Annotated in this window: 23 protein-coding genes; 9 read left to right on the top strand and 14 right to left on the bottom strand. The window is 65.7% G+C overall.

The features are described from left to right. Positions 1–117: 117 nt before the first annotated feature. From DOD19_RS22825 to DOD19_RS22785, 9 genes are all read right to left on the bottom strand, one after another. Complete coding sequence (locus DOD19_RS22825; protein ID WP_092972077.1) at positions 118–450, bottom strand: YnfA family protein; 333 nt, start codon at positions 448–450, stop codon at positions 118–120. Between the two features lie 71 nt (positions 451–521). Then, positions 522–1,469 (bottom strand): carbohydrate kinase, encoded by a 948-nt coding sequence (locus tag DOD19_RS22820; protein ID WP_112188318.1) that lies wholly within the window; start codon positions 1,467–1,469, stop codon positions 522–524. Next, on the bottom strand, positions 1,466–2,965 hold the full coding sequence (xylB, locus tag DOD19_RS22815; protein WP_112188316.1) for a xylulokinase: 1,500 nt from the start codon (positions 2,963–2,965) through the stop codon (positions 1,466–1,468). Before xylB ends, DOD19_RS22820 begins: the two co-directional genes overlap by 4 nt. A gap of 68 nt (positions 2,966–3,033) precedes the next feature. Then, positions 3,034–4,449, bottom strand: coding sequence for a D-arabinitol 4-dehydrogenase (dalD, locus tag DOD19_RS22810; RefSeq protein WP_112188314.1), 1,416 nt, complete (start codon positions 4,447–4,449; stop codon positions 3,034–3,036). Positions 4,450–4,477: 28 nt separating this feature from the next. Beyond that, positions 4,478–5,578: an ABC transporter ATP-binding protein gene (locus tag DOD19_RS22805; RefSeq protein WP_112188312.1), complete on the bottom strand. Its 1,101-nt coding sequence runs from the start codon at positions 5,576–5,578 to the stop codon at positions 4,478–4,480. Between the two features lie 34 nt (positions 5,579–5,612). Continuing rightward, on the bottom strand, positions 5,613–6,329 hold the full coding sequence (locus tag DOD19_RS22800) for an HAD family phosphatase (protein ID WP_112188310.1): 717 nt from the start codon (positions 6,327–6,329) through the stop codon (positions 5,613–5,615). Next, the gene (locus DOD19_RS22795) at positions 6,326–7,147 is read right to left on the bottom strand and encodes a carbohydrate ABC transporter permease (protein ID WP_024978520.1); all 822 of its coding nucleotides are present in this window, start codon (positions 7,145–7,147) and stop codon (positions 6,326–6,328) included. Before DOD19_RS22795 ends, DOD19_RS22800 begins: the two co-directional genes overlap by 4 nt. Beyond that, complete coding sequence (locus DOD19_RS22790; RefSeq protein WP_112188936.1) at positions 7,144–8,067, bottom strand: sugar ABC transporter permease; 924 nt, start codon at positions 8,065–8,067, stop codon at positions 7,144–7,146. Before DOD19_RS22790 ends, DOD19_RS22795 begins: the two co-directional genes overlap by 4 nt. A gap of 65 nt (positions 8,068–8,132) precedes the next feature. Beyond that, positions 8,133–9,482 (bottom strand): sugar ABC transporter substrate-binding protein, encoded by a 1,350-nt coding sequence (locus DOD19_RS22785; protein ID WP_239498087.1) that lies wholly within the window; start codon positions 9,480–9,482, stop codon positions 8,133–8,135. Positions 9,483–9,674: 192 nt separating this feature from the next. On the opposite strand from DOD19_RS22785, the gene DOD19_RS22780 reads away from it, so the two are divergent. Continuing rightward, positions 9,675–10,628 (top strand): sugar-binding transcriptional regulator, encoded by a 954-nt coding sequence (locus DOD19_RS22780; protein ID WP_112188308.1) that lies wholly within the window; start codon positions 9,675–9,677, stop codon positions 10,626–10,628. 21 nt (positions 10,629–10,649) lie between these two features. Continuing rightward, a complete protein-coding gene (locus tag DOD19_RS22775; RefSeq protein ID WP_112188306.1) occupies positions 10,650–10,958 on the top strand; it encodes a DUF1272 domain-containing protein in 309 nt (102 codons plus the stop codon). Between the two features lie 18 nt (positions 10,959–10,976). Here the strand turns inward: DOD19_RS22775 and DOD19_RS22770 are convergent, their stop codons facing one another. Next, positions 10,977–12,011, bottom strand: a complete 1,035-nt coding sequence (locus DOD19_RS22770) for a TraB/GumN family protein (protein WP_112188304.1) — start codon at positions 12,009–12,011, stop codon at positions 10,977–10,979. Positions 12,012–12,052: 41 nt separating this feature from the next. Then, positions 12,053–12,664: a TetR/AcrR family transcriptional regulator gene (locus tag DOD19_RS22765; RefSeq protein WP_112188302.1), complete on the bottom strand. Its 612-nt coding sequence runs from the start codon at positions 12,662–12,664 to the stop codon at positions 12,053–12,055. 111 nt (positions 12,665–12,775) lie between these two features. Here DOD19_RS22765 and DOD19_RS22760 point away from each other — a divergent pair, with 111 nt between their 5' ends. Next, complete coding sequence (locus DOD19_RS22760; RefSeq protein WP_239498086.1) at positions 12,776–14,296, top strand: MFS transporter; 1,521 nt, start codon at positions 12,776–12,778, stop codon at positions 14,294–14,296. Positions 14,297–14,308: 12 nt separating this feature from the next. On the opposite strand, the gene DOD19_RS22755 is transcribed toward DOD19_RS22760, so the two are convergent. Next, entirely contained in the window at positions 14,309–15,499 is a 1,191-nt protein-coding gene (locus tag DOD19_RS22755; RefSeq protein ID WP_112188297.1) for a hypothetical protein, read from the bottom strand. 173 nt (positions 15,500–15,672) lie between these two features. Here DOD19_RS22755 and DOD19_RS22750 point away from each other — a divergent pair, with 173 nt between their 5' ends. The 4 genes from DOD19_RS22750 to DOD19_RS22735 all read left to right on the top strand — a co-directional run bounded on the left by DOD19_RS22750 (position 15,673) and on the right by DOD19_RS22735 (position 20,245). Then, positions 15,673–16,074 (top strand): DUF2946 domain-containing protein, encoded by a 402-nt coding sequence (locus tag DOD19_RS22750; protein ID WP_112188295.1) that lies wholly within the window; start codon positions 15,673–15,675, stop codon positions 16,072–16,074. 84 nt (positions 16,075–16,158) lie between these two features. Next, positions 16,159–18,477 (top strand): TonB-dependent receptor, encoded by a 2,319-nt coding sequence (locus tag DOD19_RS22745; RefSeq protein ID WP_112188293.1) that lies wholly within the window; start codon positions 16,159–16,161, stop codon positions 18,475–18,477. Continuing rightward, positions 18,477–19,730 carry a sialidase family protein gene (locus tag DOD19_RS22740; protein ID WP_112188291.1) on the top strand — a complete coding sequence of 418 codons (1,254 nt, stop codon included), beginning with the start codon at positions 18,477–18,479 and terminating at the stop codon, positions 19,728–19,730. Before DOD19_RS22745 ends, DOD19_RS22740 begins: the two co-directional genes overlap by 1 nt. After that, entirely contained in the window at positions 19,727–20,245 is a 519-nt protein-coding gene (locus DOD19_RS22735) for a redoxin domain-containing protein (RefSeq protein ID WP_112188289.1), read from the top strand. Before DOD19_RS22740 ends, DOD19_RS22735 begins: the two co-directional genes overlap by 4 nt. A gap of 248 nt (positions 20,246–20,493) precedes the next feature. Here the strand turns inward: DOD19_RS22735 and DOD19_RS22730 are convergent, their stop codons facing one another. Next, positions 20,494–20,778 (bottom strand): hypothetical protein, encoded by a 285-nt coding sequence (locus DOD19_RS22730; protein WP_024978533.1) that lies wholly within the window; start codon positions 20,776–20,778, stop codon positions 20,494–20,496. A gap of 17 nt (positions 20,779–20,795) precedes the next feature. Then, complete coding sequence (locus DOD19_RS22725) at positions 20,796–21,554, bottom strand: sulfite exporter TauE/SafE family protein (protein ID WP_024978534.1); 759 nt, start codon at positions 21,552–21,554, stop codon at positions 20,796–20,798. 132 nt (positions 21,555–21,686) lie between these two features. Between DOD19_RS22725 and DOD19_RS22720 the strand changes: the two genes are divergently transcribed. Together DOD19_RS22720 and DOD19_RS22715 are read left to right on the top strand one after the other, a co-directional pair. Continuing rightward, positions 21,687–22,571, top strand: a complete 885-nt coding sequence (locus tag DOD19_RS22720; RefSeq protein WP_024978535.1) for a LysR substrate-binding domain-containing protein — start codon at positions 21,687–21,689, stop codon at positions 22,569–22,571. Between the two features lie 145 nt (positions 22,572–22,716). Next, the gene (locus DOD19_RS22715; protein ID WP_024978536.1) at positions 22,717–23,238 is read left to right on the top strand and encodes a hypothetical protein; all 522 of its coding nucleotides are present in this window, start codon (positions 22,717–22,719) and stop codon (positions 23,236–23,238) included. Positions 23,239–23,329: the final 91 nt, after the last annotated feature.

Genomic DNA, 23,329 nt, shown 5'->3' with positions numbered 1-23,329 from the left:
GGTGAGTAGGTGACCGGCGCGCAGCGCGATGGCCGCAGCCATGATCCCCCCTCCGATCCTGGCGGTGGCTTAGGGTTCCGTTTCGCTCAGGAAAACCTAAATATCTGCGCAATTCGATCAGTTGGCCTGCGGTTGCAGGGCGATCACCGCCATGCCCGTCAGCGCAATGGCCGCGCCGCCGATGTCCCAGCGCGTGAGCGTCACCCCGTCGACCAGGCGCAGCCACACCAGCGCCACGGCGATATACATGCCGCCGTATGCGGCATAGGTGCGGCCGGCTGCGGTCGGGTGCAATGTCAGCAACCATGCAAAAAGCGCCAGCGAGGCGGCCGCCGGCAGTAAGAGCCAGACCGGCTTGCCCTGCCGCAGCACGAGCCAGGGCAGATAGCAACCGACGATTTCCGCCACGGCGGTGACGGCAAACAGCATGGCAATGCGAAGCAGTTCCAAAGCGGGCCCCGAAGCAATCAAAACGCGGACGGCGCAGATTGTGGCATGCGCCGCCACGATGCCACGTGGTCTTAGGCGTGCGAGGCGGCGTGCGCCTGCAGCAGCGCATCGACTTCCTCTTGCGTGCCCGCATACGCGCCGGCGCGCGTGGCGGTGAGGGCGGCCGCTGCAGCGGCTTGGCGCAAGTGCGCTTGCACGGGCGCGTCGGGCGATTGCAGCAGGCTCGCCAGCCAGCTTCCCATGGCGGCATCGCCGCAGCCGACGGTGTCCGCCACCGGCACGGCAATGGCCGGTTGCGGGATGCGGGCATCGTCTTCCCCTCGGTGCGCCGCTGCCAGCCATTCCATGCCATCGGCCCCGAGCGTGAGCAGGATGTCGGCTTGCGGCGCGAGGGTGCGCAGCGTACTCAGCGGATCGGCATCCCTGGGAAAAAGCTGGCGCAGATCTTCATCGGACACCTTGATGACAGACGCGATGGCGGCCATGCGCAGCAGCAGCGGCGCGTAGTGCGGTGCGTCCATCGCCGTGCGCCAGTTCGGGTCGAAGGTGATGCGCGTGCCTTGCGCGGCCAGCGTCTCGGCCAGCGCCACCAGGCGGCTGCCCAGCGGTTCGCGCGCGAGGCTGATGCAGCCGAAGTGGGCGATCTCCACGGCGGTTTGCCAGCCGGCGGGCAGGGCTTGCGCATCGAAATGCAGATCGGCGCTGTCATCGCCCACGAAGAAATAGTGCGGCGGCTGGGTGGACGTGACCATTGCCAGCAGCGGCGAGCGGTCGACGCGCTGCAGAAAGCGCAGGTCGAGGCCAGCCGCCTGGGAATCTGCGAAGAGCGCATCGCCGAACACGTCGTTGCTGATGGCGCCCGCGTAGCCCGTGGGCACACCCAGACGCGCCGCCACGCGCGCCACATTCCAGCACGCGCCGCCCGGCCGGGCGAGCCACTGGCCGTTGCCCTGGTGCAGAAAATCGGTCAGCGCTTCGCCAAAGACGACGAGGCGGGGCAATGGCAGGGCGTCGGTCATGCGGGCAAGGGCAGGTCAGTCGTGTGGGCGGAAGGCGTAACCGGCAGCGGCGAGGCACGCCGATACAGCGCACGGAATGTCGTCAGCCGTTCAGCAAGGCGCGCGTGGCGTGCGGCATCGGGCCGATACGTGGCTTGCACGGGTGGTTTGGCGCAGACGGCTGCTTCGATGCCGCCATCGGCCATCCAGCCCAGGCGCGCGGCACCGAGCGCGCCACCGGCTTCGCTGCCGATATGCGTTGTCAGTTCGGTGTTGAGCGTGTCGGCCAGCAACTGCGCCCAAAATGGACTGCGCGAGCCGCCGCCCACAAACGAGAGCGATGCGACCTGCGTGCCCGCTGCGCGCAATGCGTCCAGGCCATCCGCCATGCCGAAGGCGACGCCCTCGATCACGGCGTAACCGAGTGCGGCACGGTCGCTGGCGTGTGTGAGGTTGTGGAAATGGCCCTGCGCAAACGCATCGTTGTGCGGCGTGCGCTCACCGCAGAGGTAGGGCAGGAAGAACGGCGCTGCCTGGCGTTCGGATTCGGCCAGCGCGGCAATCTCCGGCAGCAGCGTGGCTTCCGGCACGCTCGTCAGCCGGCAGAACCAGCGCAGGCAGCTTGCCGCAGACAGCATCACGCTCATCTGGTGCCAACGCCCCGGCAGTGCATGGCAGAACGCGTGCACGGCTTGGGCAGGGTTCGGGCGGAACCGGTCGTTGACCACAAAGATCACGCCCGACGTGCCCAGCGAGAGGAAGCCATCGCCGGGCTGTGTTGCGCCGATGCCCACAGCGCTGGCCGCGCCGTCGCCACCGCCGCCGGCAACGATGACGCCATGCGCCAGACCCCACGCATCGGCCACCTCGGGCAGCAGTGTGCCGCTGGGCGCGCTGCCTTCCACCAGGCTTGGCATCTGGCGGCGTGACAAGCCCGTCGCGGCGAGCAGTTCGTCGGACCACCCCCGCCGTGCAACGTCCAGCCACAGCGTGCCGCCCGCATCGGATGGGTCGGATGCGCGCTCGCCCGTCAGGCGAAGGCGCAGGTAATCCTTGGGCAGCAGCACGCAATCGATGGCGTTGAACACATCGCGCTCATGGCGTGCGCTCCACAGCAGCTTCGGCGCGGTAAAACCGGGCATCGCCAGGTTGCCGGCGACGGTGTGCAGGTTGGGCACGCGGCGGGTGAGTTCAAGGCATTCGGCGGTGCTGCGCGTGTCGTTCCAGAGCATGGCGGGACGCAGCACGCGGTTGCGTGCGTCGAGCAGCACCGCGCCGTGCATCTGGCCCGACAGGCCGATCGCGCGTGTGGCGGCAAAAGCTTCCGGTGCGGCCTCGCGCAGTTTGCCGATGGCGGCACCAGTGGCCTGCCACCAATCTTCCGGCGTCTGCTCGGCCCAGCCCGGGTGCAGTCGCGATACGGTGAGCGGCTCGCCCGCCGTGCCGAGGATGGCGCCCGCTGCATCAAGCAGCAGCACTTTGACTTCCGAGGTTCCGAGATCGATGCCGAGGTACATGGGGCCGCCGGGTCCGGTTGCTTGAACCGTGGATTGTCGCGCGAATCCGCTGATACGTTTGTTGGCAACTAACCGGCCGTGGCGGCTTGCTCGACTGCCAGCCACGCCCGCACACGCTCGATGGCGTTGCGAACAAGGCCGGTGAGCGCTTCCGTGCCCGCGAGGTTGCCCCACAGTGCGGCGTTCCGGCAGTACACCGCAACCGGGTCATCTGCGGAGAGCATGGCTTGCGCGGCAACCGGATCGAACTGGCCATCCTGGTAGACATACGGCAGGGCGCCCGCATGCCAGCGCTCCAGAAATACGAAGAACAGCGCCGGCAGCATCGCCGTGGCAAGCGGCACATGCCCGCGAGCGAAGGACTCCGCCAGTGTGGGCGTGATGAACCCGGGAATTTTCGAAAAGCCGTCTGCTGCCACGCGCTGGTTGGTGTCGCCGATGTGCGGATTGGCGAAACGGTCGAGCACTGTGTCGCGGTAGGCGGCCAAATCGATGGGGCTGGGCTGATTGGCGGTGAGACACGGGATGACATCGTCGGTCACGTAGTCGCCCGCCATGCGGTGGATGGACGGCACAGCAACGCTCTCATCAATGGTGTGCAGCCCCAGCAGCGTGCCGGCCCAGGCGATGCAGCTATGGCTGGCGTTGAGCACGCGAATCTTCGCTTCCTCGTACGGCAGCACCGAAGGGACGAACTCGACGCCCACGCGTTCGAGCGGAGGCCGCCCGGCACGGAAGTCATCTTCCACCACCCATTGCGCAAAGGTTTCGGCCATCACGGGGCAGCGGTCTTGCCAGCCGGTCTGTGCGGCCACGCGATTGCGCAGGGCGTCGGTTGGGCGTGGTGTGATGCGGTCGACCATCGTGTTGGGCGTGCTTGCATGTGCGTCGAGCCATGCAACGAGGCCGCTGTCGCCAGGCTCGCCGCGTAACGCGAGGAACTGGCGCAGGCCACTGCGGAAGCGCTCGCCGTTGTGGCGCAGGTTGTCGCAGTTGAGTAGCGTGAGGGGCGCGCCGCCACGCTGCAAGCGCAGGTGCAGCAGACGGGCCAGTGCACCGTAGAGCGTGCCGGTACCGCCGCGCAGGTCAGCGGCAATGTCCGGCTGTGTTGCGTCGAGTTGGTGCTGCTGGTCGAGGTAGTAGCCGCCCTCCGTCACGGTGAAGGAGATCACCCGCGTGTCGGGCGCCGCCCCGATCTCGCACAGCGCCGCGAGTTCGGCATCCCACGACACGACGGTATCGATGGACTGGATGCGCGTGTACGCGCGATGCCCGGCGGTATCGATGGTCTCCAGCGTGTAGGCGCCGTGCTGGGCGGCAAGGTCACGCAGCAGCGTGCCGGCATCGTCGCGGATATTGCCAAGCGCCAGGCGCCACGACGTGTCGCCGCTCTCGCGAAGGCGATGCAGATACCACGCCTGGTGCGCGCGATGGAAGGAGCCGGCACCCAGGTGCAGCCACGTGGAGGAGTTGGGGGAAGGCATGATCGTGTGCAACGTTGGGGTATGGGCCTCAGGCGGCCAGTTGCGCTTGCAGGCGCGGCAGCGCGCGGCCCTCGGCGTCGAACAGGTGGCAGTGCGTGGCATCCGCAGACAACGTGATGGCGCCGCCGTGCGCGAGCCTGGTGGATTCCGGTACGCGCAGCACAAGGCCGTCGGGTGCTGCCTCACAATCGGCGTGCAGATAAGCCACGTCGCCCAGGGACTCGATATGCGTAACGGTGCCTTGTAGCGCGCCGGCCGCGTCCAGATGCAGATGCTCTGGACGGATGCCGAGCGTGACGGCATCCCCCTCACGCAGCTCACCCGGCGATACGGCCACATGCTGTTGGCCGCCAGCGAGCGCCACGGCCACGCCCGAGGCATCGGCACGCGCGACGGTGCCGCGCAGGAAGTTCATCTTCGGCGAGCCGATGAAGCCCGCCACAAACTGGCTGGCCGGGTGGTGATACAGCGTTTGCGGAGAGCCCACCTGTTCGATGCGTCCGTCACGCAGCACGACAATCTTGTCGGCCAGCGTCATGGCTTCCACCTGATCGTGCGTGACGTAGATCATGGTGGTCTTCAGTGCGTTGTGCAGGCGGGCGAACTCCAGACGCATCTTCACGCGCAATGCGGCATCCAGGTTTGAGAGCGGCTCGTCAAACAGGAAGACCTTCGGTTCGCGGGTGATGGCACGGCCGATGGCCACGCGCTGGCGTTGACCGCCGGAGAGTTGGCGCGGCTTGCGATCGAGCAGCACATCAATGTGCAGGACTTCGGCAGCGCGGCGCACGGCAGCGTCGATGGCCTCGCGCTTCATGCCCGACAGCTTTAGCCCGAAGGCCATGTTGTCGTACACGCTCATGTGCGGATACAGCGCGTACGACTGGAACACCATCGCAATGCCGCGCTTGGCGGGCACCACATCGTTCACACGCGTATCGCCGATCAGCAGGTCGCCGCCGTCGATGCCTTCCAGGCCTGCAATCGTGCGCAGCAATGTCGATTTGCCGCAGCCCGAAGGCCCGACGAAGACGACGAATTCGCCATCGGCAATGTCGAGGTTGATGTCGTGCAGGACGGTGTTCTGTTCGTAGCGCTTTTGCAGGTGACGCAGGGTCAGGCTGGCCATGTCGAGGTCTCCTTGTGCGTGTTCGGTGTGCGGATCAGGCGGGCGTGGCGAGGGTCGACGAAAGCGCGTCGGCGAGTGCCCGCATGTCGGTAAAGACGTGCCGCGCGCCGGCGGCCAGCAGACGCTGCGTGGCGACAGCCGGCACATGCGCGACGCCGGCAAAGCCGAATACGGTCAGGCCGGCGGCTCGCGCGGCACGCACGCCGGCGTCGCTGTCTTCAATGACCAGGCATTGCGCGGGGCTGGCACCCAGGCCCGCACACGCGGCGAGATACACGTCGGGTGCCGGTTTGGGCCGCGGTGTTTCGTAGGCGCTATAGATATGGTCGCCAAACAGCTCGCGCAGCCCGGCGCGCCGCAGGCTCGCTTCAATGCGCGGGCGGCTGCTGTTGCTGGCAACGGCCTTCGGCTGCGGCAGTGTGGCAAGCAGGTTTGCAATGCCGGGCACCGGCTGCGATTGCGTGGCGCAGTCGTGTTCGACATCGGCCAGCACGGTGGCCAGTTGCGCGTCGGTCAGATGAAAGCCGATGCTGCTCTGCAACTCGCTCAGCAGTGCCATGGTGTTCATGCCCAGGCGCGGTTCAAGCATGTCTTCCAGCGCGGCGGATGAAAGATGCGGTATGTGCGGACCCAGCGTGCGGATCAGCGCGCGCAACGCCACCGACTCGCTGTCGATCAAGACGCCGTCGCAGTCGCAGATCAGGTAGGCGGGGGCGCGTTCGTTGGCATATTCGTTGGCGTGTGGCGTCATTTCACGGCCCCGAATGTCAGGCCGCGCACAAGTTGCCGTTGTGCCAGCCAACCCAACACCAGGATCGGCGCAATGGCCAGTACCGAGGCCGCCGACAGCTTCGCCCAGAACAGCCCCTCGGGGTTGGAGTACGACGCAATGAACACGGTGAGCGGCGCAGCGTCGATGCTGGTCAGGTTCAGGCTCCAGAACGCTTCGTTCCACGACAGGATGAGCAGGAGCAGCGCGGTGGAGGCCAGCCCCGGCAGCATCGTCGGCAGCAACACGTAGACCAGTTCCTGCCAGAGGTTGGCGCCGTCCATGCGCGCGGCCTCCAGAATCTCGCGCGGCACGTCGTTGCAGTAGGTGAAGACCATCCACACGGCAATCGGCAGGTTGGCGAGCGTATAGACGATCACGAGCGCGGTGATGGAGTCCAACAGCCCGGCCGTCTTCGCCAGCAGGTACACCGGCAGCAGCACGCCCACGGCCGGCATCATCTTGGTCGACAGCATCCAGAGCAGCACCTGCTGCGTGCGCTTGTTCGGGAAGAACGCCATCGCATATCCCGCCGGAATGGCAATTGCCAGCGCCAGCAGCGTGGAGAGGATCGAAACCGCCAGCGAGTTGCCGAGAAAGCTCGGGTAGTGCGCGCGCTCCAGCACTTCGCGGAAGCTGTCGAGCGTGGGCGTAAACCACAGCGTGGGCGTATAGGCGTCCTGCTCGGTCTTGAAGGCAGTCAGCGCTGCCCACGCGATGGGGAAGAACAGCACCAGGGCGATCGCCCAGGCCAGTACGCCGGCAAGCCGCGTGCGCCAGGTTGAGGTGAGGGCGCTCATTGCTCGTGCACTCCCTTCAGGTTGCGGGCCAGCATGCGGACGAGGAAGAACGCCACCACGTTTGCCAGCACGACTGCCACGATGCCGCCCGCCGACGCAATGCCGATGTCGAACTGCTGCAGGCCGAGGCTGTAGACGAAGTAGGCGAGGTTGGTCGTGGCCGTGCCGGGGCCGCCTGCGGTGGTGGTGTGGATTTCGGCAAAGATCGAGAGCAGGAAGATGGTCTCGATCATCACCACCACGGCAATCGCGCGCTTCAGGTGCGGCAGCACGATGTGCCAGAAGATGCGCACGGGGCTCGCGCCGTCAAGCTGCGCGGCCTCCTTCTGCTCGGGGTCGAGCGATTGCAACGCCGTCAACAGAATCAGGAAGGCGAATGGCGTCCACTGCCACGCAACGATGATGATCACGGACAGCATCGGCTGTGTCGCGAGCCAATCCACCGGCTCGACGCCGAACAGGCGCGCCACCCACGCGGCCAGACCGTACACGGGGTGCAGCATCATGTTCTTCCAGATGAGTGCTGCCACCGTCGGCATGACAAAGAACGGGCTGATCACCAGAATGCGCGCCACACCGCGCCCCGCAAACGGCAGGTCGAACAGCACGGCCAGCAACGTGCCCGCCACGACGCTGATCACCAACACCGAGCCGATCAGCACCAGCGTGTTGCCGATGGCCGGCCAGAAGGCGGGGTCTTCGATCAGGAAGCGGTAGTTGTCGAGCCCTGCCAGGCCGGTCTGATCAGGGTTGAGCAGGTTGTAGCGGCTGACGGAGAAATACAGCGTCATCGCCAGCGGCACCGTCATCCACAACAGCAGGACCAGCACCGACGGCGACACCAGCAGCGTTGGCAGCCAGTGCCGGGCGCGTTGGGCTGGCACCGATGCCGGTGAGGGCGTGCCACCCACGCCGCTCATCTGCGATTTCGGGTGCGACTCCAATACGTTTTCCATGAAACCTCCGGGGCGCAGCAGCGGCTGCATCACTTCAGATAGCCGCCTTGGCGCATCGCCCGCTGTGCCTGCGATTGCGAGACACGGAGCGCGTCGTCCACGGTCGTCTTACCCGTGAGCGCGCCGGCAATCGCCTGGCCAACCACCGTGCCCAGCGACTGGAACTCAGGAATCGTCACGAACTGCACGCCGGTGTACGGCACCTTCTGCGCGGACGGATCGTTCGGGTTGGCGGTCTCGATGGCGTGGCGCACGAAGCTCGAGAACGGCGCGGCCTTCTGGTAGGCCGGGTCGTCATACGTCGATGCGCGCGTGCCCGGCGGCACCTCGCCCCAGCCCTGTGCCTTGGCCACGGCGCGGATGTATTCCTTGGATGTCGCCCACGCCGCAAACGTCTTGGCGGCCTCCGGCGATTTCGACGATTTCGGCACCGCAAGCGCCCAGATCCACAGCCAGTGCGAGCCCTTCGGTGTGCTGGCGATGGGTGCATTCGCAAAGCCCACCTTGTCGGCCACCTTGGAATCCTTCGCGCTGCTGACCATACCCGCGGCGACGGTGGCGTCGATCCACATGCCGCACTTGCCGCCCGAGAACAGCACGAGGTTTTCATTGAAGCCGTTGCTGCTTGCGCCAGGCGGGCCGTACTTCTTCAGCAGGTCGACATACGTGTTGACCGCCTGTTTCCACTGCGGCGTGTCGATGGTCGGTTGCCATTTCTCGTCGAACCAGCGGCCGCCGAACGTGTTGACCATGGTGGACACCAGCGCCATGTTTTCGCCCCAGCCCGCCCGGCCGCGCAGGCAGATGCCGTACACACCCTTGGCGGGGTCGTGCAGCTTGGCGGCGAACTTGGCAATGTCGTCATACGTGGGCTGCTCGGGCATCTTCAGGCCCGCCGCGCTGAACAGATCGCGCCGGTAATACGTCATCGAACTTTCGGCATAGAACGGCACGGCGAAGAGCTTGCCGCCCTGCGAGAGCCCGTCGCGCACGGTCGGCAGCAGGTCGGCCGTGTCGTAGCTGGCGGGCATGTCCAGCGGGGCGAGCCAGCCTTTCTTGGCCCACAGCGGCGCTTCGTAGCCGCCGATCGTCATCAGGTCGAACTGGCCGCTGCCGGTGGCGATGTCGGTGGTCACGCGCTGGCGCAGCACACCTTCTTCCAGCGTGACCCAGCGCAGTTTGATGTCGGGGTGCGCCTGCTCGAACTGGCTCGACAGCTTCTGCAACACGATCATGTCGGGGTTGTTGATCGTGGCGATCGTGAGCGTGGTGGGCGCGGCGTGCGCAGAGACAGCGCAGAGAGCGGGGAGGGCAGCGAGGGCGGTCAGCTTGAGTAGTTGGGATGGGCGGGCCATCCCGCGCAGAAGCGTGCGGAACATGCAGTCGTCTCCTTTCTTGGAATTTGGCGATGCGGGCGCACCGCCTGGACTTGCTTCAGGATTTGAGCAATTGTCCGTGTTGTGAGCAAATAATCGGATGTGAGTTTGCGCTTGTCAAGCAAATGCTCGGTGAAAGGGCAAAAGCACGCTACGATGCATGCGATATCGCCAGGGTTCTAGAGGAGGCGCTGCGTGTCCAAGCAGCAGGAAAAACGAGACCAGGCCGCGCGCGCGGCGTGGCTTTACTACGTGGGCAACCACACGCAACACGACATCGCCGAGCAGTTGGGCGTGTCGCGCCAGATCGCCCAGCGGCTGATTGCCTATGCGGTAGAGCATGGGCTGGTGAAGGTGCGTGTGACGCACCCGGTGTCAGCGTGTCTGGAGTTGGCAGAGAACCTGCGCAGCCGTTTCCGGCTGGAGACCTGCCATGTGGTGCCGGCCAGTGCCGACGATGCAGGCGCCGCACAACGCATGATTGCAGTGGCCGCCGCGGAAATCATGGAGCGCCACCTGTTGGCCGACGCGCCGCGCGTGGTGAATGTCGGCTCGGGCCGCACGCTGCGCGCCGCGATCGACCAATTGCCGGACCTTGACCGGCCGCAGCATCGCATCGTCTCGATGGTCGGGGCGATTGCGGCGGATGGCTCGTCCAACCGCTACGACGTCGCACTTGCCGCGGCGGAGAAAACCCGCAGCCGCTATTACCTGCTCCCTGCGCCGCTCGTTGCCGACAGCGCCGAAGACACACGGCAGTGGTGCCAGCACAGGCTCTACGGCGTGGTGGCCGATTTGGCTGCGCAGGCGGATGTCACCTTCATTGGTGTCGGCACGATCGGCCCCGGTTGCGCATTGCAGGTCGATGGCTTCATCAGCGCGAAGGATGTGGAAGATCTGCTTGCCCATGGCGCGGCAGGCGAGCTGATTGGCCGGCCAATCGACGCCCAGGGGCGCTTGCTGGATGTGCCACTGCAGACCCGCATCACCAGCTTGCCGCTCAAGCCGATGCCATCTCGCCTGGTAATCGCCATTGCTGGCGGCGTGGCCAAGGCGGGCGCGATCGGGGCGGCGTTGCGAGGCGGCTGGCTGACCGGTCTTGTGACCGACGAAGCGTGTGCGCAGCGGATGCTGGCTGCAACGGACTGAACTCACCCCACCGAGGACGTGATGCTGGAACTCCGCCCAACCTGCGAACACTGCAACACGGCGCTGCCGCCCGATGCGACCCACGCGCGCATCTGCTCATTCGAATGCACGTTCTGCACGACGTGCGCGGACGGCGTGTTCGGCAATGTGTGCCCGAACTGCGGGGGCGGCTTTACGGCACGGCCGATCCGCCCGTCGAAAGATTGGAAGAACGGCAATTTCCTCGGCGGGCACCCGGCCAGCACGATGGTCAAGCATCGTCGGGCCGACCTGGCCGCGCATGCCGAACTGGCAGCGGCTGTCGGATCGACGCCGCCGGAAAGGCGCTGACCGGATAACGCGTACGGGCTAACGCGATACGGCCGGCGGCAACACCGGCGTGACCTTGTATCCGCGCGCGGCCAGCAGCGCCGGAATCCCCTTGGGCCCGATCATGTGCAACGCGCCCACAGCGCCAAACACGCGCTGGCCGCTGTTGTGCACGCGTGCAATGTTTTCAGCCATGGCGCGGTTGCGGTTCGTCACCAGGCGTTGGAAGGCGCGTTTATCCGTCGCCGTCTTCAGGCAATCGCACCACTGCGGATAGTGCTCCAGCGTGCTGATGTCGCTGTCGGCCCAGGCATTGGCGAGCGTGAGCGTCTGCGTGCGCGCCTCGCCCGATTCAATCGCGTCGAGCACGGTATCGAATTGCTGCGCAACCTCGTTCTTCGGCACGATCTCGTTGAGCACGCGCACCTGCTGCGCCAGCGTTTCGAGCGGCACGATGGGCAAGTGCACGCTCTTGGCGTAGGTCGTGAGAAACAGGTCGATGCCGAAATCGGGATAGAGCCCGTCCGTGCGCACCCCCAGCACCGCCAGCGAGGCCAACTGCATGGTCGGCTGGAACTTGCGGATCTGTATGAGGGCCGTGTCGGGCAGGCACGCCGCAGAGAGCAGCTTGTTGAAGCGTTCACCGCGCCGGCCCGCCATGAGGCGGCGGTCTTCGGCGGGGTTGCTCGTGGTGAGCGGCTTGCGGTTGGTGTCCTTGTCGAGCAGGTCGAGTTCTAGCGCGATGGTATCCACCTGCTGCAGTGCGCTGCGCACGGTGGGGCCGGGCAGCATCCAGTCGGCCCGCGCGACATGGATCGTCCCGTAGAGCCACGATGTGTGGCCGTTCTTTTCGATACGCCAGAGCAGGCCGTGGTCGGTCGCGCGTTGCGCGGCGGCGGCCCAGCCGTCCTTGGGGATGAAGCTGGAGGCCGGGGGCGGACAGTTCGTGGCCGGGGCCTGTGCTTGTGTTTGTGTTTGTGCGGGCGTTGCGTCTTGCGCGAGGGCGGCGCCTGCGCCCGTCAGCAGAAAAAACGCGGCCGCCAGCGCGCGCCACGTGGTGCGATTGCCTGCCATTTGGCTGCTCCCCGAAATATTGTTGTGGTCGTCTGTGCAGTTTAGCGGGCGCAGACCATCGCGTCCCACGCGGCCATCGCGCAATCGACGGTCGCGATCAATGCTTCACGCGGGGCGCCGTCGCGCGCCTGGATCGACAGGCCGTTGAGCACGGTCGCGTAGTAACCGCCAAGTGCATCGGCGTTGGCCGTGGCAGGCACGTCGCCTTCATCCATACCGCGGCGGATGCGCGTTCGGATGGCCTCGATGGTTTCCAGCCGGATCGTGCGCAAGTCCTCCTGCACCTGCCGATTGGGGGCCGAACACAGCAGCGCGCCGAGCACGACCATGCATCCGCGCGGCGCGTCGGGCTGGCTGAAGGCAACGGCGTTGCTGCGCAAAAGCGCGTCGATGGATTCGCGCGCCGTGGCAGGTTCCGTCAGGGCGATGGCCGTGGTGCTGCCCGCCGTCTGCCGGTACAGCGCAACGGCCTCGCGAAAGAGCGCTTCCTTCGAACCAAATGCCGCGTAGAAGCTCGGCGCGGTGATGCCGCCCATCGCCAGCTTGAGTTCGTCGAGCGTGGTGCCTTCGTAGCCGCGCGCCCAGAACACGGTCATGGCCTGGCGCAAGGCTTCGTCGCGATCAAAGGTGCGGGGGCGTCCTCGTGTCGCCATGATGAAGTCCTGAAATCCCTATTTCTGTACCGGTCAATATATTAATCCTTGACGCCGGTCGTGTCGCCTCGTTAATTTGTATACCGATCGATACAAAAATAAGAGGCTCCCTTGAATACGACGATTTCGCATCGCCCAGAGCACGCCGGGCGCTGGCTGGTGCTCGCGGCGGTTTGCATGGCGGGGCTGGTCCTGCCGCTGTCTTTCACCGGTGCGGCGGTGGCCACGCCGGCCATCGGACGTGCGCTGGGCGGCAGTGCCACGGCACTCAACTGGGTCGTCAACGGCTTCATGCTGGCCTTCGGCAGTTGCCTGATGGTGGCAGGAGCGATGGCCGATTCGTATGGCCGCAAGCGCGTGTTCGCCAGCGGGATCGCGCTGTTCGTGCTGGCATCGATTGGCGTCGCGTTGGCGCCCAGCGTGAACGCCATCGGGTGGTTGCGCGCGCTGCAGGGCGTGGCGGCGGCGATGTCGCTGGCGGGTGGCTCGGCTGCGCTGGCACAGGAGTTTGATGGGCATGCGCGCATTCGCGCCTTCAGCCTGCTGGGGACGACCTTTGGCGTGGGTTTGGCCTTCGGGCCGTTGATTGCGGGCGCGCTGGTGCAGACGCAAGGCTGGCGCGCCATCTTCGTGCTGTGCGCGGCGGTGGGCGCGCTGGCTTTTGTGTTTGGCGTGCCGCGCATGCGGGAAACGCGCGATCCCGATGCGCGCGGCGTGGATTGGGCCGGCGCCGCAAGCTTTACGGCCACGCTTGTCCTGCTCACGTGGGCGCTGATGGAAGTGCCCGAGCGCGGTTGGGGCGATGGCGTGGTGCTGGCGTTGTTCACTGCGTCAGCGCTTGGGCTGGCCGTGTTCGTCGCCATCGAGCAGCGCGTGGTCAGGCCGATGCTCGATCTTTCGCTCTTCCGTTTCCGTCGTTTTGTCGGCGTGCAGTTCTTGCCGCTCGCCACGGCGTGCTATGTGGCGATGCTGGTGCTGCTGCCAGCGCGCCTCATCGGCATCGAGGGGCAGGGCGAAACCGAGGCAGGCATCACGATGATTGCCTTGTCGCTCCCGTTGCTGGTGGTGCCGCTGCTGGCGGTGCAACTCGCGCATCGGTGGTCCGCGGCGGCGCTCACGTGTGGCGGGCTGCTGGTGGCGGCGATGGGCTTCTGGTGGCTGGGCGAGGTCGCGCCAGGTCAGCCGGCAGCCGCGTGGATTCTGCCGATGCTGCTCACGGGCTTCGGCACCGGTTTCGCGTGGGGGCTGATGGATGGCCTGTCGGTGAGCGTGGTGCCCAATGAGCGCGCGGGTATGGCCACCGGCATCTTCAGCACCACGCGCGTGGCTGGGGAAGCGGTTACGCTGGCCGTGGTGGGCGCAGTGCTGACGGCGCTCATCGTTTCGCAGGCCGGTGCGTCCGGCAGCGCGAACGTGGCGACCTGGATGGAGGCCGCACACCGCACCGCCATGGGCAACGTGCCCGCAGCGTTGGCGCTGCTGCCGGCCGGATCGGCGCCGACGCTCATCTCGGCCTACGTTGCCGCGTTTGCGCAGATTGCCCATGCGCTGGCCGTCGTATCGGTGGTGTCGGCGGCGGTGGTGTGGGGCCTGCTCGGCCGCACGCAGGCGGTGCCGGTGGCAGCGGTTTGACGATCAGAGGCGCTACTTGCTCAACCGCGGCGGCACGGCATGGGCGCCCCGCGTCTCGCGAAACCACAGCGCCAGGCTTTCGTCTTCCAGCGCGTAGGCGCCGCGTGACTCCTTCCAGATCAGGTTCTTGTCGCGCAGCGCGTCAAGCGCGGCTTGCACCGTGGCGGTGGAAAACTCGCTGTGGCCCAGCTTTGCCGCATACGCCTTCATCGAGTCTTCAGAAAAAGGCGAATAGCCTTGCCCGCGCTCGATCAGCACCGCCAGTACGGCACGCTGGATTTCCGTCAGCGCGCTGTAATCGCTTTCGATCTCGCCCCAGATGCGATCGCGAAAACCCTGCGCGCCGCGCTTGAGCAACTCGCCCAGGCTGGCGGCTTCGCCCAGCTCCAGGGCGATCTCGCTGACGATGCCCTTGAGCATCTCCGGCCGGTGGCCGACCAACTGGAAGGCGGCAAACATGTCGTCCTCCTTGAACTGGTTATTCGGCGCCAGGTGCTGGTTGACCCACGCCGTGTACGCCGACACATACGGCCGGCCCAGCAGCGGGAAGTTGGTCACGCGCGAGCCGAAAAACGGCTGCGTGCGATTGAGCAGCAGGTTGGCAAGCTTGTCGCGGTTCGACCCTGTAAAGACGAGGAACAGGCGGGGCTCGTCCACACCCTGGTTCATCTGGTCCCGCGCGGCCTTGAGCGCGAACATGGCGTTGGTGCCTGCCTCGGTAGACAGCGCGTGCTGCGCCTCATCGATGATCAGCACGACGGGCCGCTGCACCGCCTTGTAGAGCACATCCAGCGCGTCGGCCAGCGTGATGCCCGGCGGCAGCCCAATCTTGCCGAGGTTGAAGGTGAAGGTGCGCAGCACGTCGACCTTTTCCATGCCGGCCTGCTTGGCGAGCTTCGCGATCGGCCCGTCGAACTGGGCCAGCTTCGATTTGATGGCATCGGCGATCAGGAGGCCGGGGTCGCGCGCGCGGTCGGCCCATAAATCCACGTAGATGGCGATCCACTTGCGGCGCTCGACCTCGGGCACCAGGTCTTCGCGCAGGAACGTGCTTTTGCCCGTGCGCCGGGGCGCCGCCAGGAAGAGCCCCGAACGCGCATCGGCCAGGCCCTTACCTTCCAGGCTGTCGCACAGCGTGTTGGCAAGGTCCTGGCGGTGGAAGTTGAAGCGGCCGGTGTCGCCGGAGTCGATTCGGGAATCCATGGAAAGCCCTGTTTTAGACCTGATTATGGAAATCGGTATAAATTATAGTCGAATCTATAATTAGGCCTAATTCGGCTCGAATTGAACGTTCTTTGATCTGCGTGGCAGTCCGTCGCAGGCAAATTGTGGAATCTTGTGTAGCGCTATACTCGCGCAGCTTGCCACCCGTCTCCATGTTCTCTCGCCGCTGGCTCTTCCTCGTCTGGCTTGCGATCGTACTGAATGTACTGTCGCCGGTGCTCGCTTCCGCTCGCGCGGCGGCCACGGGCACGCTTGCCGTCGAGCTGTGCAGCGCAACGGCACCGCATGGCACCACCGTGCAGGTTGCCATCGACCTCCAAGGCGATGGCTCCGCCGACGATTCGGCTGCCCACCACAGCGTGGCGCACTGTCTGTATTGCCCGGGGTTTGCCGCCGGGCTGGCGCTGGCCTCGTTGCCGGCGCTGGATGTTCCTTCCGCCCATTTCGTCTTTCGCGTGCGGCAGCCGGCCACCCCGGCGCCCGTCTACGCGCGCAGTGCGCTGCGCGTGGCCGAGTCGCGCGCGCCTCCTGTGTCTCCGTCGTTGTCGATCTGACGCGCCTGCGGGGATGAGCTCCGTGGCGCCTTTGCGTCTGGCCCTGCCTGGGGTCAACGCCATCGCAATCCGGAGACCTTTCCGATGTCATTCCACAAGCGCGCCGGGGCCGCCGCCCCTAAGCGCACGCTGGTGTGCCGTGCTGCGCTCGCCCTGAGCGCGGCGGCACCGTTGTCTGTTGTCGCTGCTGAAGACGCGGCCCCCGTGCCCGTGCCTGTTACACAGGAACTCGCGCCCACCGTGGTGCGGGCCAACGCCAACCCCACTCTATTCGCCCGCAATACGCCGGCGGTCGTGCAAAACGTGACGGCCGATCAACTGGCTGACCGCAACGTCGTCACCACCGAAGACGCGGTCAAATACCAGCCCAACGTGATGGTGCGCCGCCGCTTCATCGGCGACCGCAACTCCATCTTTGCCGGCCGCGATTTCAACGAGATTCAAAGTGCACGCGGCCTGCTGTATGCCGACGGCATCCTGCTCTCGAACCTGCTTGGCTCCAGCTACAGCTACCCGCCGCGCTGGTCGATGGTCGGGCCGGATGACCTTGCGCGCGTAGATATTTTGTATGGGCCGTTCTCGGCGCTGCTGCCGGGCAACTCGATGGGCACGACCATCGCGATGACGTTGCGCCGCCCCGAAAAATCCGAGGCCGCCGCGCAGACGCAGGTGATGAGCCAGCATTACAACGATGCATATGGCTTTTCGCGCAACGTCACCGGAAACCACGAAAGCGCATCGCTGGGCGACCGCGTCGGCAAGTTCTGGTATGCGCTGTCGGTCGACCGGCTGGAGAACGATAGCCAGCCGATGCAATACGCCACGCCCAACTCCAGGTTCACGGCAGGCGGTACGCCGGTGCCGGTCACGGGTGCGCGGCAGGATGTGGGCCCCAACGGCCAGCCGCGCATGATTCTCGGGCCGCAGATGCTGGAGCGGACCCAGCAACTGCAAGAGACGGTGCGCCTGGGTTACGTCTTCAGCGACAGCCTGGAGGCGTCGCTCACACTGGGCCATTGGGAGAACCACTTCAACGATCAGGCGCTCAGCTTCCTGCGCGATGCCGCCGGCAACACTGTCACGGGCGGCAATGTGCTGATCAACGGCACGCCGTACACCATCGCCCCGAACACCTTTGCCCCGCAAAACGGCGATCAGGAAAACTGGCTCTACGGCCTGGGCGTGAAAGGCAAGATCGGTGGCTGGAAGATCGACACCAACGCGTCGGCCTACAACGTCACGCGCGACATCCTGCGCGCGTCCAACACGGCGGCTGGCAATGGGCCCGGCACGGTGTTCTACGGCGACGGCACGGGCTGGTCCAACTTCGACATCAAGGCGACGTCGCCCACGGTGTCCGGCCATACCTTCACGACCGGCTACCACTACGACCAATACCACCTGCGTAACCAGACCTTCAACGCGACCAACTGGTCGACGGAAACGCTATCGACGCTCAAATCGAGCTACCAGGGCGACACGCAAACGCAGGCCGTCTTCATGCAGGATGCGTGGGCGTTTGCACCGCGCTGGCTCGCCACGCTGGGCCTGCGCTATGAAAGCTGGCGCGCGCACAACGGTCGACTGGGCAACGGCACGAGCACGTTGGGCTACGCCAGCCGCACCGAAGACGCGTTCTCGCCCAAGGCCGCCATCCAATGGCGGGCCACGCAAGACACGCTGCTGCGCCTGTCGTACGGCCGTGCGGTGCGTTTTCCGACGGTGGCCGAACTGTTCCAGGGCACGATCAGCGGCAGCACGATCGTCAACAACGACCCGAACCTCAAGCCTGAACGCGCCAATGATCTCGACTTCACCGTCGAACAGGCCGTGCCCTACGGCGTGCTGCGTACCAGCCTGTTCCAGAGCGACGTGCGCGACAGCATCTACACGCAGACCAACATCACGGTCACGCCCAACGTGACGAACGTACAGAACGTGGACCACGTGCGCACGCGCGGCATCGAACTGGCGTATTCGGGGCAGGACGTTCTGCAGGATGCGGGTGTGCGCGGCGTGGACGTTGAAGCCAACGTCGCCTTCACGCAATCGAAAACGCTGGCCGACGCCGCCAACCCCACCTACGTCGACAAGACCTGGCCACGCATGCCGCGCGTGCGTGCCAACCTGTTTGCCAGTTGGCACGCCACGCAGGACTGGACGGTGGGCGCAGGCGTGCGCTATTCGGGGCGGCAATACGGCACCCTCGACAACACCGATGTGCTGCCGAACGTCTACGGTGGCACCAGCAGCTTCTTCACCGTGGACCTCAAGGCCAGCTACCGCATCGACAAGCACATCACGCTGGCGCTGGGCGTCGACAACCTGACCGACCGGCGGTACTTCGTGTACCACCCGTATCCGTCACGCACCCTCTATGGACAACTGAAATGGCGCCTGTAATGCAGTCGATTCCTCGATTCCTTGCCGGTGCGCTGCTGGCTCTTGCGGCAACGGTGGCGCTTGCGCACGAAGGCCATGACCACGGCGCCATGGCAGGCAAGGCTGCCGCAAAACCGCAGCTTGCGACGACCGCGGCGTTCGACAAGGCAGGGCGCTTGTGGGTGACCTGGGCGGAAGGCCAGCACGTAGTGATCGCCTCGTCCGACGATCTCGGCAAGACGTTCTCCAGGCCGCAGCGCATCAACCCCCAACCCGAGCCGATCTATACCGACGGCGAGAACCGTCCGAAGGTCATCGTCAGCCCGGACGGTGCGTTGTATGTGAGCTGGTCGCGCCCGCTCGATGCGCCGTACACGGGCTTCGTGCGTTTCTCGCGCTCGCTTGACGGCGGCACGACGTGGAGCGCGCCGATCACCGTCCACCACGACCGCCAGCCGATCACGCACCGCTTCGATTCGATCGCGGTCGACAGCGCGGGCCACATCTTCATCACGTGGATCGACAAGCGCGACCTGCTGCGCGCGCAGGCGGCCAAACAGCCGTACGACGGCGCGGCGGTGTACTACACCGTTTCGACCGACCGCGGCGCCACCTTCGCGCCCGAACGCAAGGTCATCGACCAGACCTGCGAATGCTGCCGCATTGCGCTGGCGCCCGATGCCGACGGCCACATGCTCGCGCTGTGGCGCAACGTGTTTGCCGGGCAGATTCGCGACCACGCATTGGCGACATTACCGATCGATAACACGCCGCTTGCCGTCACGCGCGCAACGTTCTCGGAATGGCGCGTCGATGCGTGTCCGCACCATGGCCCCGCGTTGGCCGTCACGGCCGATGGCGTGCGGCATATGGCGTGGTTCTCGGTGCTGCAGGACAAGCCTGGCCTGTTCTACAGCCGGCTCTCCGCCGACGGCAAGCCGATCGGCGGCGCATGGTCCTTTGCCGGTTCGGCACAGGCCGGTGCGCAGGCATCGCACCCCGCGCTGCTGGCGGCGGACGGCGCACTGTGGCTGGTGTGGAAACAGTTTGCCGAAGACCGCATGCAGATCCTGCTGCGCAAATCCACCGACGGCGGCACGCACTGGACAGCGCCGGCCAGCATTGCAAACACCGATGGCGGCAGCGATCACCCGCAACTGCTCGCGCGCGATGGCCATGTCTACCTGTCGTGGCGCACGCAGGCCGAGGGCTATCGGCTGATCGATGTCAGTAATGTCGCCCTGTCCAATCCATCATTGGAGGCATCGAAATGAACATTCGATGGAAATCTTTTGCGATGGGCGTGGTGCTATCCGCCACCGCCTTCACCGCCACCTTCGCCGCACAGGCTGCAGGCGCGCTGCAGTTCCAGCCGCTGCGTGCGCGCGATGTGCCTGCGCTGCTGCAGACGCCGCACGCGCGCCCGCTCATCGTCGAAATCTGGTCATTGGAATGCAGCTACTGCCGCGAGAACATCGCCCGTATCGCGCAATGGCGGCGCACCGCCAAGCAAGATGTGGATGTGGTGATGGTGTCGATGGACGGCCCCGACCAGGCCGAGATGCTGAACCGCGCGCTGGCGCCGCTGGCTCGCGACGGAAAGATCGGCATTACACGTGTGCCGCAATACGCCAATGCCGAAGACATGCCGGAGCGTCTGCGTGCTGCGCTCGACCCTGGCTGGCAGGGCGAGATGCCGCGCACGATCATCCTGCGTCCTGACGGCAAGCGTCACGCATCGAGCGGGTTGCTGACGCTGCAGGCGCTGGACACGGCGCTCAGGGATTAATCAGAAAACGACGCGGACCCCCCTCGTTGTTGGGGTATGGCGGGGGGCGCGCACTTTTTATAATGGCCTCGCTTTGTGAATTCCGGCGCATTGCTCGTTCACAAAGCACACCCGACCATCTTTCGTCGTCAAAGGCTGAAGATGTTAAGCCCGCCCGCCCCCCGGCCCGCGGGCTTTTTCTTTGCCCGGTCGATACTGGATTTGTATTGAACGGGCCTGTGCTGCGGGGGGCGGATGATAGCGCGCCCTCAGCGCGTTGTCGCGTGCGAAGAAGGGGGGTATTGCTCGGACGCGCGCTCCGCATCATTGGATGCCGCACCCAGGCCCACCGCCACGGCGGCCAGCAAGAGAGCAACACCACGCGCGATGTAGAACACCGCTTGCGCACCGGCCATTTCCGGCTTGTCAGATGGGGTATCACCAAGATGGGCGTGCCAGGTATTGCGCGTGGCCCGATCCCGATGGGGCAGCGGATCACGATAGGCGCGTGGTGCGTGCGTGCGGTGCGTCGGATGAGGCTGCATGTGCGACATGGCGGTTCTCCTCATGCTCAAACGTGTGACCAGGCGCGCCAGAACAGCAGCGCTGTCATCGAAAAGCCGAAGGTGGAAATCAACGCCCGGACAACCGGTACCGGCAAACGCTTGCCGACGTGCGCGCCCAGATAACCGCCCAGCGCGGCAGCCACCAGCATGACCAGCGTCTGTGGCCACCACACCATCCTGGCAAGTGCAAAACAGGCTACGGCCACCAGGTTCGTCGCGCCCACCAGCAGCGTGCGCGAGGCGTTCAATGCTTTGATGTCGTCGTGGCCGAACAGTGCCCAGACCGCCATCATCATGATTCCCACCGCGCCACCAAAATAGCCGCCATAGATGGCCAACGCACCTTGCGCGACGAGCAGTGTTGTCCGCCCGATCTGCATGCGCTGGCGCAGCCACACACCGGCCTGTTTGCCGAACGTGAATGCGAGCGAGCCGATCAGCAGAAGCCACGGCACGATGAAATCGAACGCGCGGGACGACGTGTTCATCAACAGCAGCGCGCCGAGCAGCCCGCCCACCAGGCTGATCCCCACCATGGCGCGCATCGAGACCTGCCCGAACCCGCGATAGTCCGCGCGATACGCCCACGCTGAAGTGGCCGCGCCGGGTAACAGCGCGACCGTGCTCGACGCATTGGCAAACACCGACGGCACACCCGCGAACATGAGCGCAGGCAGGGTGACAAACGAGCCACCGCCCGCCAGCGCATTCATCATGCCGGCGAGCAGGCCCGCGCCAAAAAGCAGCAGCGTGGCGGATTCCATGGGGGGCGAATTTGGATATGTTTTGTTTTTGAGATGCCTCAGTTTCCGGCACTGGTGGTTACGCTGCAATCTGCGATAAATTGACCTTGCCTCAGCACGAAACTGAGGCTCATGCCAATTTTGAGATGCATCGTGCGCTTTGACCTGACCGACCTCCGACTCTTCCTCCATACCGCCGAAGCCGGCAGCATCACTGCGGGGGCCGAGCGTGCGCACCTGACATTGGCGTCGGCCAGCGCACGCATCCGCGGCATGGAAGACACGCTCGGCGTGCCGCTGCTCACGCGCAACCGGCGCGGCGTGGAAACGACCGCCGCCGGCCGCACGCTCGTCCACCACGCGCGCGTTGTCCTGCAGCAGATGGATCGCATGCGCGGTGAGCTTGGCGAATACGCGCGTGGCCTCAAGGGCTACGTGCGGCTGCTTTCCAACACGGCGGCCATGACCGAGTTCTTGCCGGAAACGCTCAGCGCTTTCCTGGCTGCACATCCTGAAGTCGACATCGACCTGGAAGAGCTGGTCAGCCATGAGATTGTCGAAGCGATTGCGCAGGGGCGGGCAGACATCGGCATCGTCAACGATGCGGTCGACTTGTCCGGGCTGGAGACCTTTCCGTTCCGCCACGACCGCCTCGTGCTGGTGACCGCGCGCGACCACCCGCTGGCCGAGCGCCGCGAGTTGGCCTTCGTTGAAACCTTGCAGGAAGATTTTGTTGGGCTGACAGGCGATAACGCCTTGCAGGCCTATCTGGCGGGGCATGCCGCGCGCGCCGGCCATCGGCTCAAATACCGCGTGCGGCTGCGCAGTTTCGACGCCGTGTGCCGCATGGTGGAGCGCAACGTGGGCGTGGGCGTCATTCCCGAGCATGCGGCAATCCGCCTGCAGCGTTCCATGGGCATCCGCCGCGTGCGATTGACCGACGCCTGGGCGACGCGCCTGCTGCGCATCTGCGTGCGCCATTTCGATGATCTGCCCGCCTTCGCACGCCAGTTGATCGAGCATTTGCGCGAGGCCTGAGTGCGTGGCGCGTCCGTCATTTGGCGGAGGGATGCTGTTTGAACTCGCGCGGGTGAAAACGCGTCGGTACACTGCAAGCAGTTGCGGGCCGCACAGCGCCATAGACGTGCGGTGCCGCACCAACCCTCCGCTCATGGAGCACATCATGGCGTCTGCCGGTGTTCCCCCTGGTGTTCCGCCGATTGGCCTGCTGCACGCGGCGCGTGCGTTGCGCATCTATCGGCGCCACGAGATCAATGCGCTGGCGTGGATCGCGCTGGGCGTGTGCCTGCGCACTCCGGCGCCCATGGCGGCCATCAGCGTTGCGTTGCTCATCGTGTGCGCGTGGTCGCTCACGCGGCACATCCAATATCTGAAGCCCCTGTATGAACTGCCGGTGTTCAGCCGCCTGCTGGCACACAGCGGCATGGCGTTCGCGGCGATCAATGCGGCGCTGCTGGCGGTGGAGCTGGCCACGGGTGCCGGACGCGGTGCATGGTTCGACGCCGACGGCTGGCTTGCGCCCGCCTGGCCGCAGATTCTCCCGGACATGGCCGGCACGATTGAGCTGATGCTGGTCAGCGCCCAGTGGATCGTCGTGCTGGGTGTCGTGGTTGCCGCAACGGCCTGGGCGTGGCTGAGCCTGGGTGGCGGCCGCTCGCTGCGTTTTCCGCCGCGCTCGCAATGAGTGCATGGCTCAGGAGAATCCGGGCTGGTCTGGCGGAAGAATTCCTCCTATAAGTGGCGATGTCGGTTGCAGGTGCGTTTCCGTAGCGCCC

It is taken from the genome of Ralstonia sp. GX3-BWBA (assembly GCF_003290055.1).
Taxonomy (GTDB): Bacteria; Pseudomonadota; Gammaproteobacteria; order Burkholderiales; family Burkholderiaceae; genus Ralstonia; species Ralstonia holmesii.
Note: the sequence above shows the minus strand (reverse complement) of the source record. Positions and strands in the feature narration are given on the sequence as shown.

What these genes read in the sequence shown, in the direction of transcription:
- DOD19_RS22795 (WP_024978520.1), bottom strand. Translation starts at nt 7,147, where the DNA reads ATGAGCGCCCTCACCTCAACCTGGCGCACGCGGCTTGCCGGCGTACTG.
- DOD19_RS22715 (WP_024978536.1), top strand. Translation starts at nt 22,717, where the DNA reads ATGGCGTCTGCCGGTGTTCCCCCTGGTGTTCCGCCGATTGGCCTGCTG.
- DOD19_RS22775 (WP_112188306.1), top strand. Translation starts at nt 10,650, where the DNA reads ATGCTGGAACTCCGCCCAACCTGCGAACACTGCAACACGGCGCTGCCG.
- DOD19_RS22755 (WP_112188297.1), bottom strand. Translation starts at nt 15,499, where the DNA reads ATGGATTCCCGAATCGACTCCGGCGACACCGGCCGCTTCAACTTCCAC.
- xylB (WP_112188316.1), bottom strand. Translation starts at nt 2,965, where the DNA reads ATGTACCTCGGCATCGATCTCGGAACCTCGGAAGTCAAAGTGCTGCTG.
- DOD19_RS22805 (WP_112188312.1), bottom strand. Translation starts at nt 5,578, where the DNA reads ATGGCCAGCCTGACCCTGCGTCACCTGCAAAAGCGCTACGAACAGAAC.
- DOD19_RS22735 (WP_112188289.1), top strand. Translation starts at nt 19,727, where the DNA reads ATGAACATTCGATGGAAATCTTTTGCGATGGGCGTGGTGCTATCCGCC.
- DOD19_RS22730 (WP_024978533.1), bottom strand. Translation starts at nt 20,778, where the DNA reads ATGTCGCACATGCAGCCTCATCCGACGCACCGCACGCACGCACCACGC.
- DOD19_RS22745 (WP_112188293.1), top strand. Translation starts at nt 16,159, where the DNA reads ATGTCATTCCACAAGCGCGCCGGGGCCGCCGCCCCTAAGCGCACGCTG.
- DOD19_RS22770 (WP_112188304.1), bottom strand. Translation starts at nt 12,011, where the DNA reads ATGGCAGGCAATCGCACCACGTGGCGCGCGCTGGCGGCCGCGTTTTTT.
- dalD (WP_112188314.1), bottom strand. Translation starts at nt 4,449, where the DNA reads ATGCCTTCCCCCAACTCCTCCACGTGGCTGCACCTGGGTGCCGGCTCC.
- DOD19_RS22765 (WP_112188302.1), bottom strand. Translation starts at nt 12,664, where the DNA reads ATGGCGACACGAGGACGCCCCCGCACCTTTGATCGCGACGAAGCCTTG.
- DOD19_RS22785 (WP_239498087.1), bottom strand. Translation starts at nt 9,482, where the DNA reads ATGTTCCGCACGCTTCTGCGCGGGATGGCCCGCCCATCCCAACTACTC.
- DOD19_RS22740 (WP_112188291.1), top strand. Translation starts at nt 18,477, where the DNA reads ATGCAGTCGATTCCTCGATTCCTTGCCGGTGCGCTGCTGGCTCTTGCG.
- DOD19_RS22800 (WP_112188310.1), bottom strand. Translation starts at nt 6,329, where the DNA reads ATGACGCCACACGCCAACGAATATGCCAACGAACGCGCCCCCGCCTAC.
- DOD19_RS22790 (WP_112188936.1), bottom strand. Translation starts at nt 8,067, where the DNA reads ATGAGCGGCGTGGGTGGCACGCCCTCACCGGCATCGGTGCCAGCCCAA.
- DOD19_RS22725 (WP_024978534.1), bottom strand. Translation starts at nt 21,554, where the DNA reads ATGGAATCCGCCACGCTGCTGCTTTTTGGCGCGGGCCTGCTCGCCGGC.
- DOD19_RS22820 (WP_112188318.1), bottom strand. Translation starts at nt 1,469, where the DNA reads ATGACCGACGCCCTGCCATTGCCCCGCCTCGTCGTCTTTGGCGAAGCG.
- DOD19_RS22750 (WP_112188295.1), top strand. Translation starts at nt 15,673, where the DNA reads ATGTTCTCTCGCCGCTGGCTCTTCCTCGTCTGGCTTGCGATCGTACTG.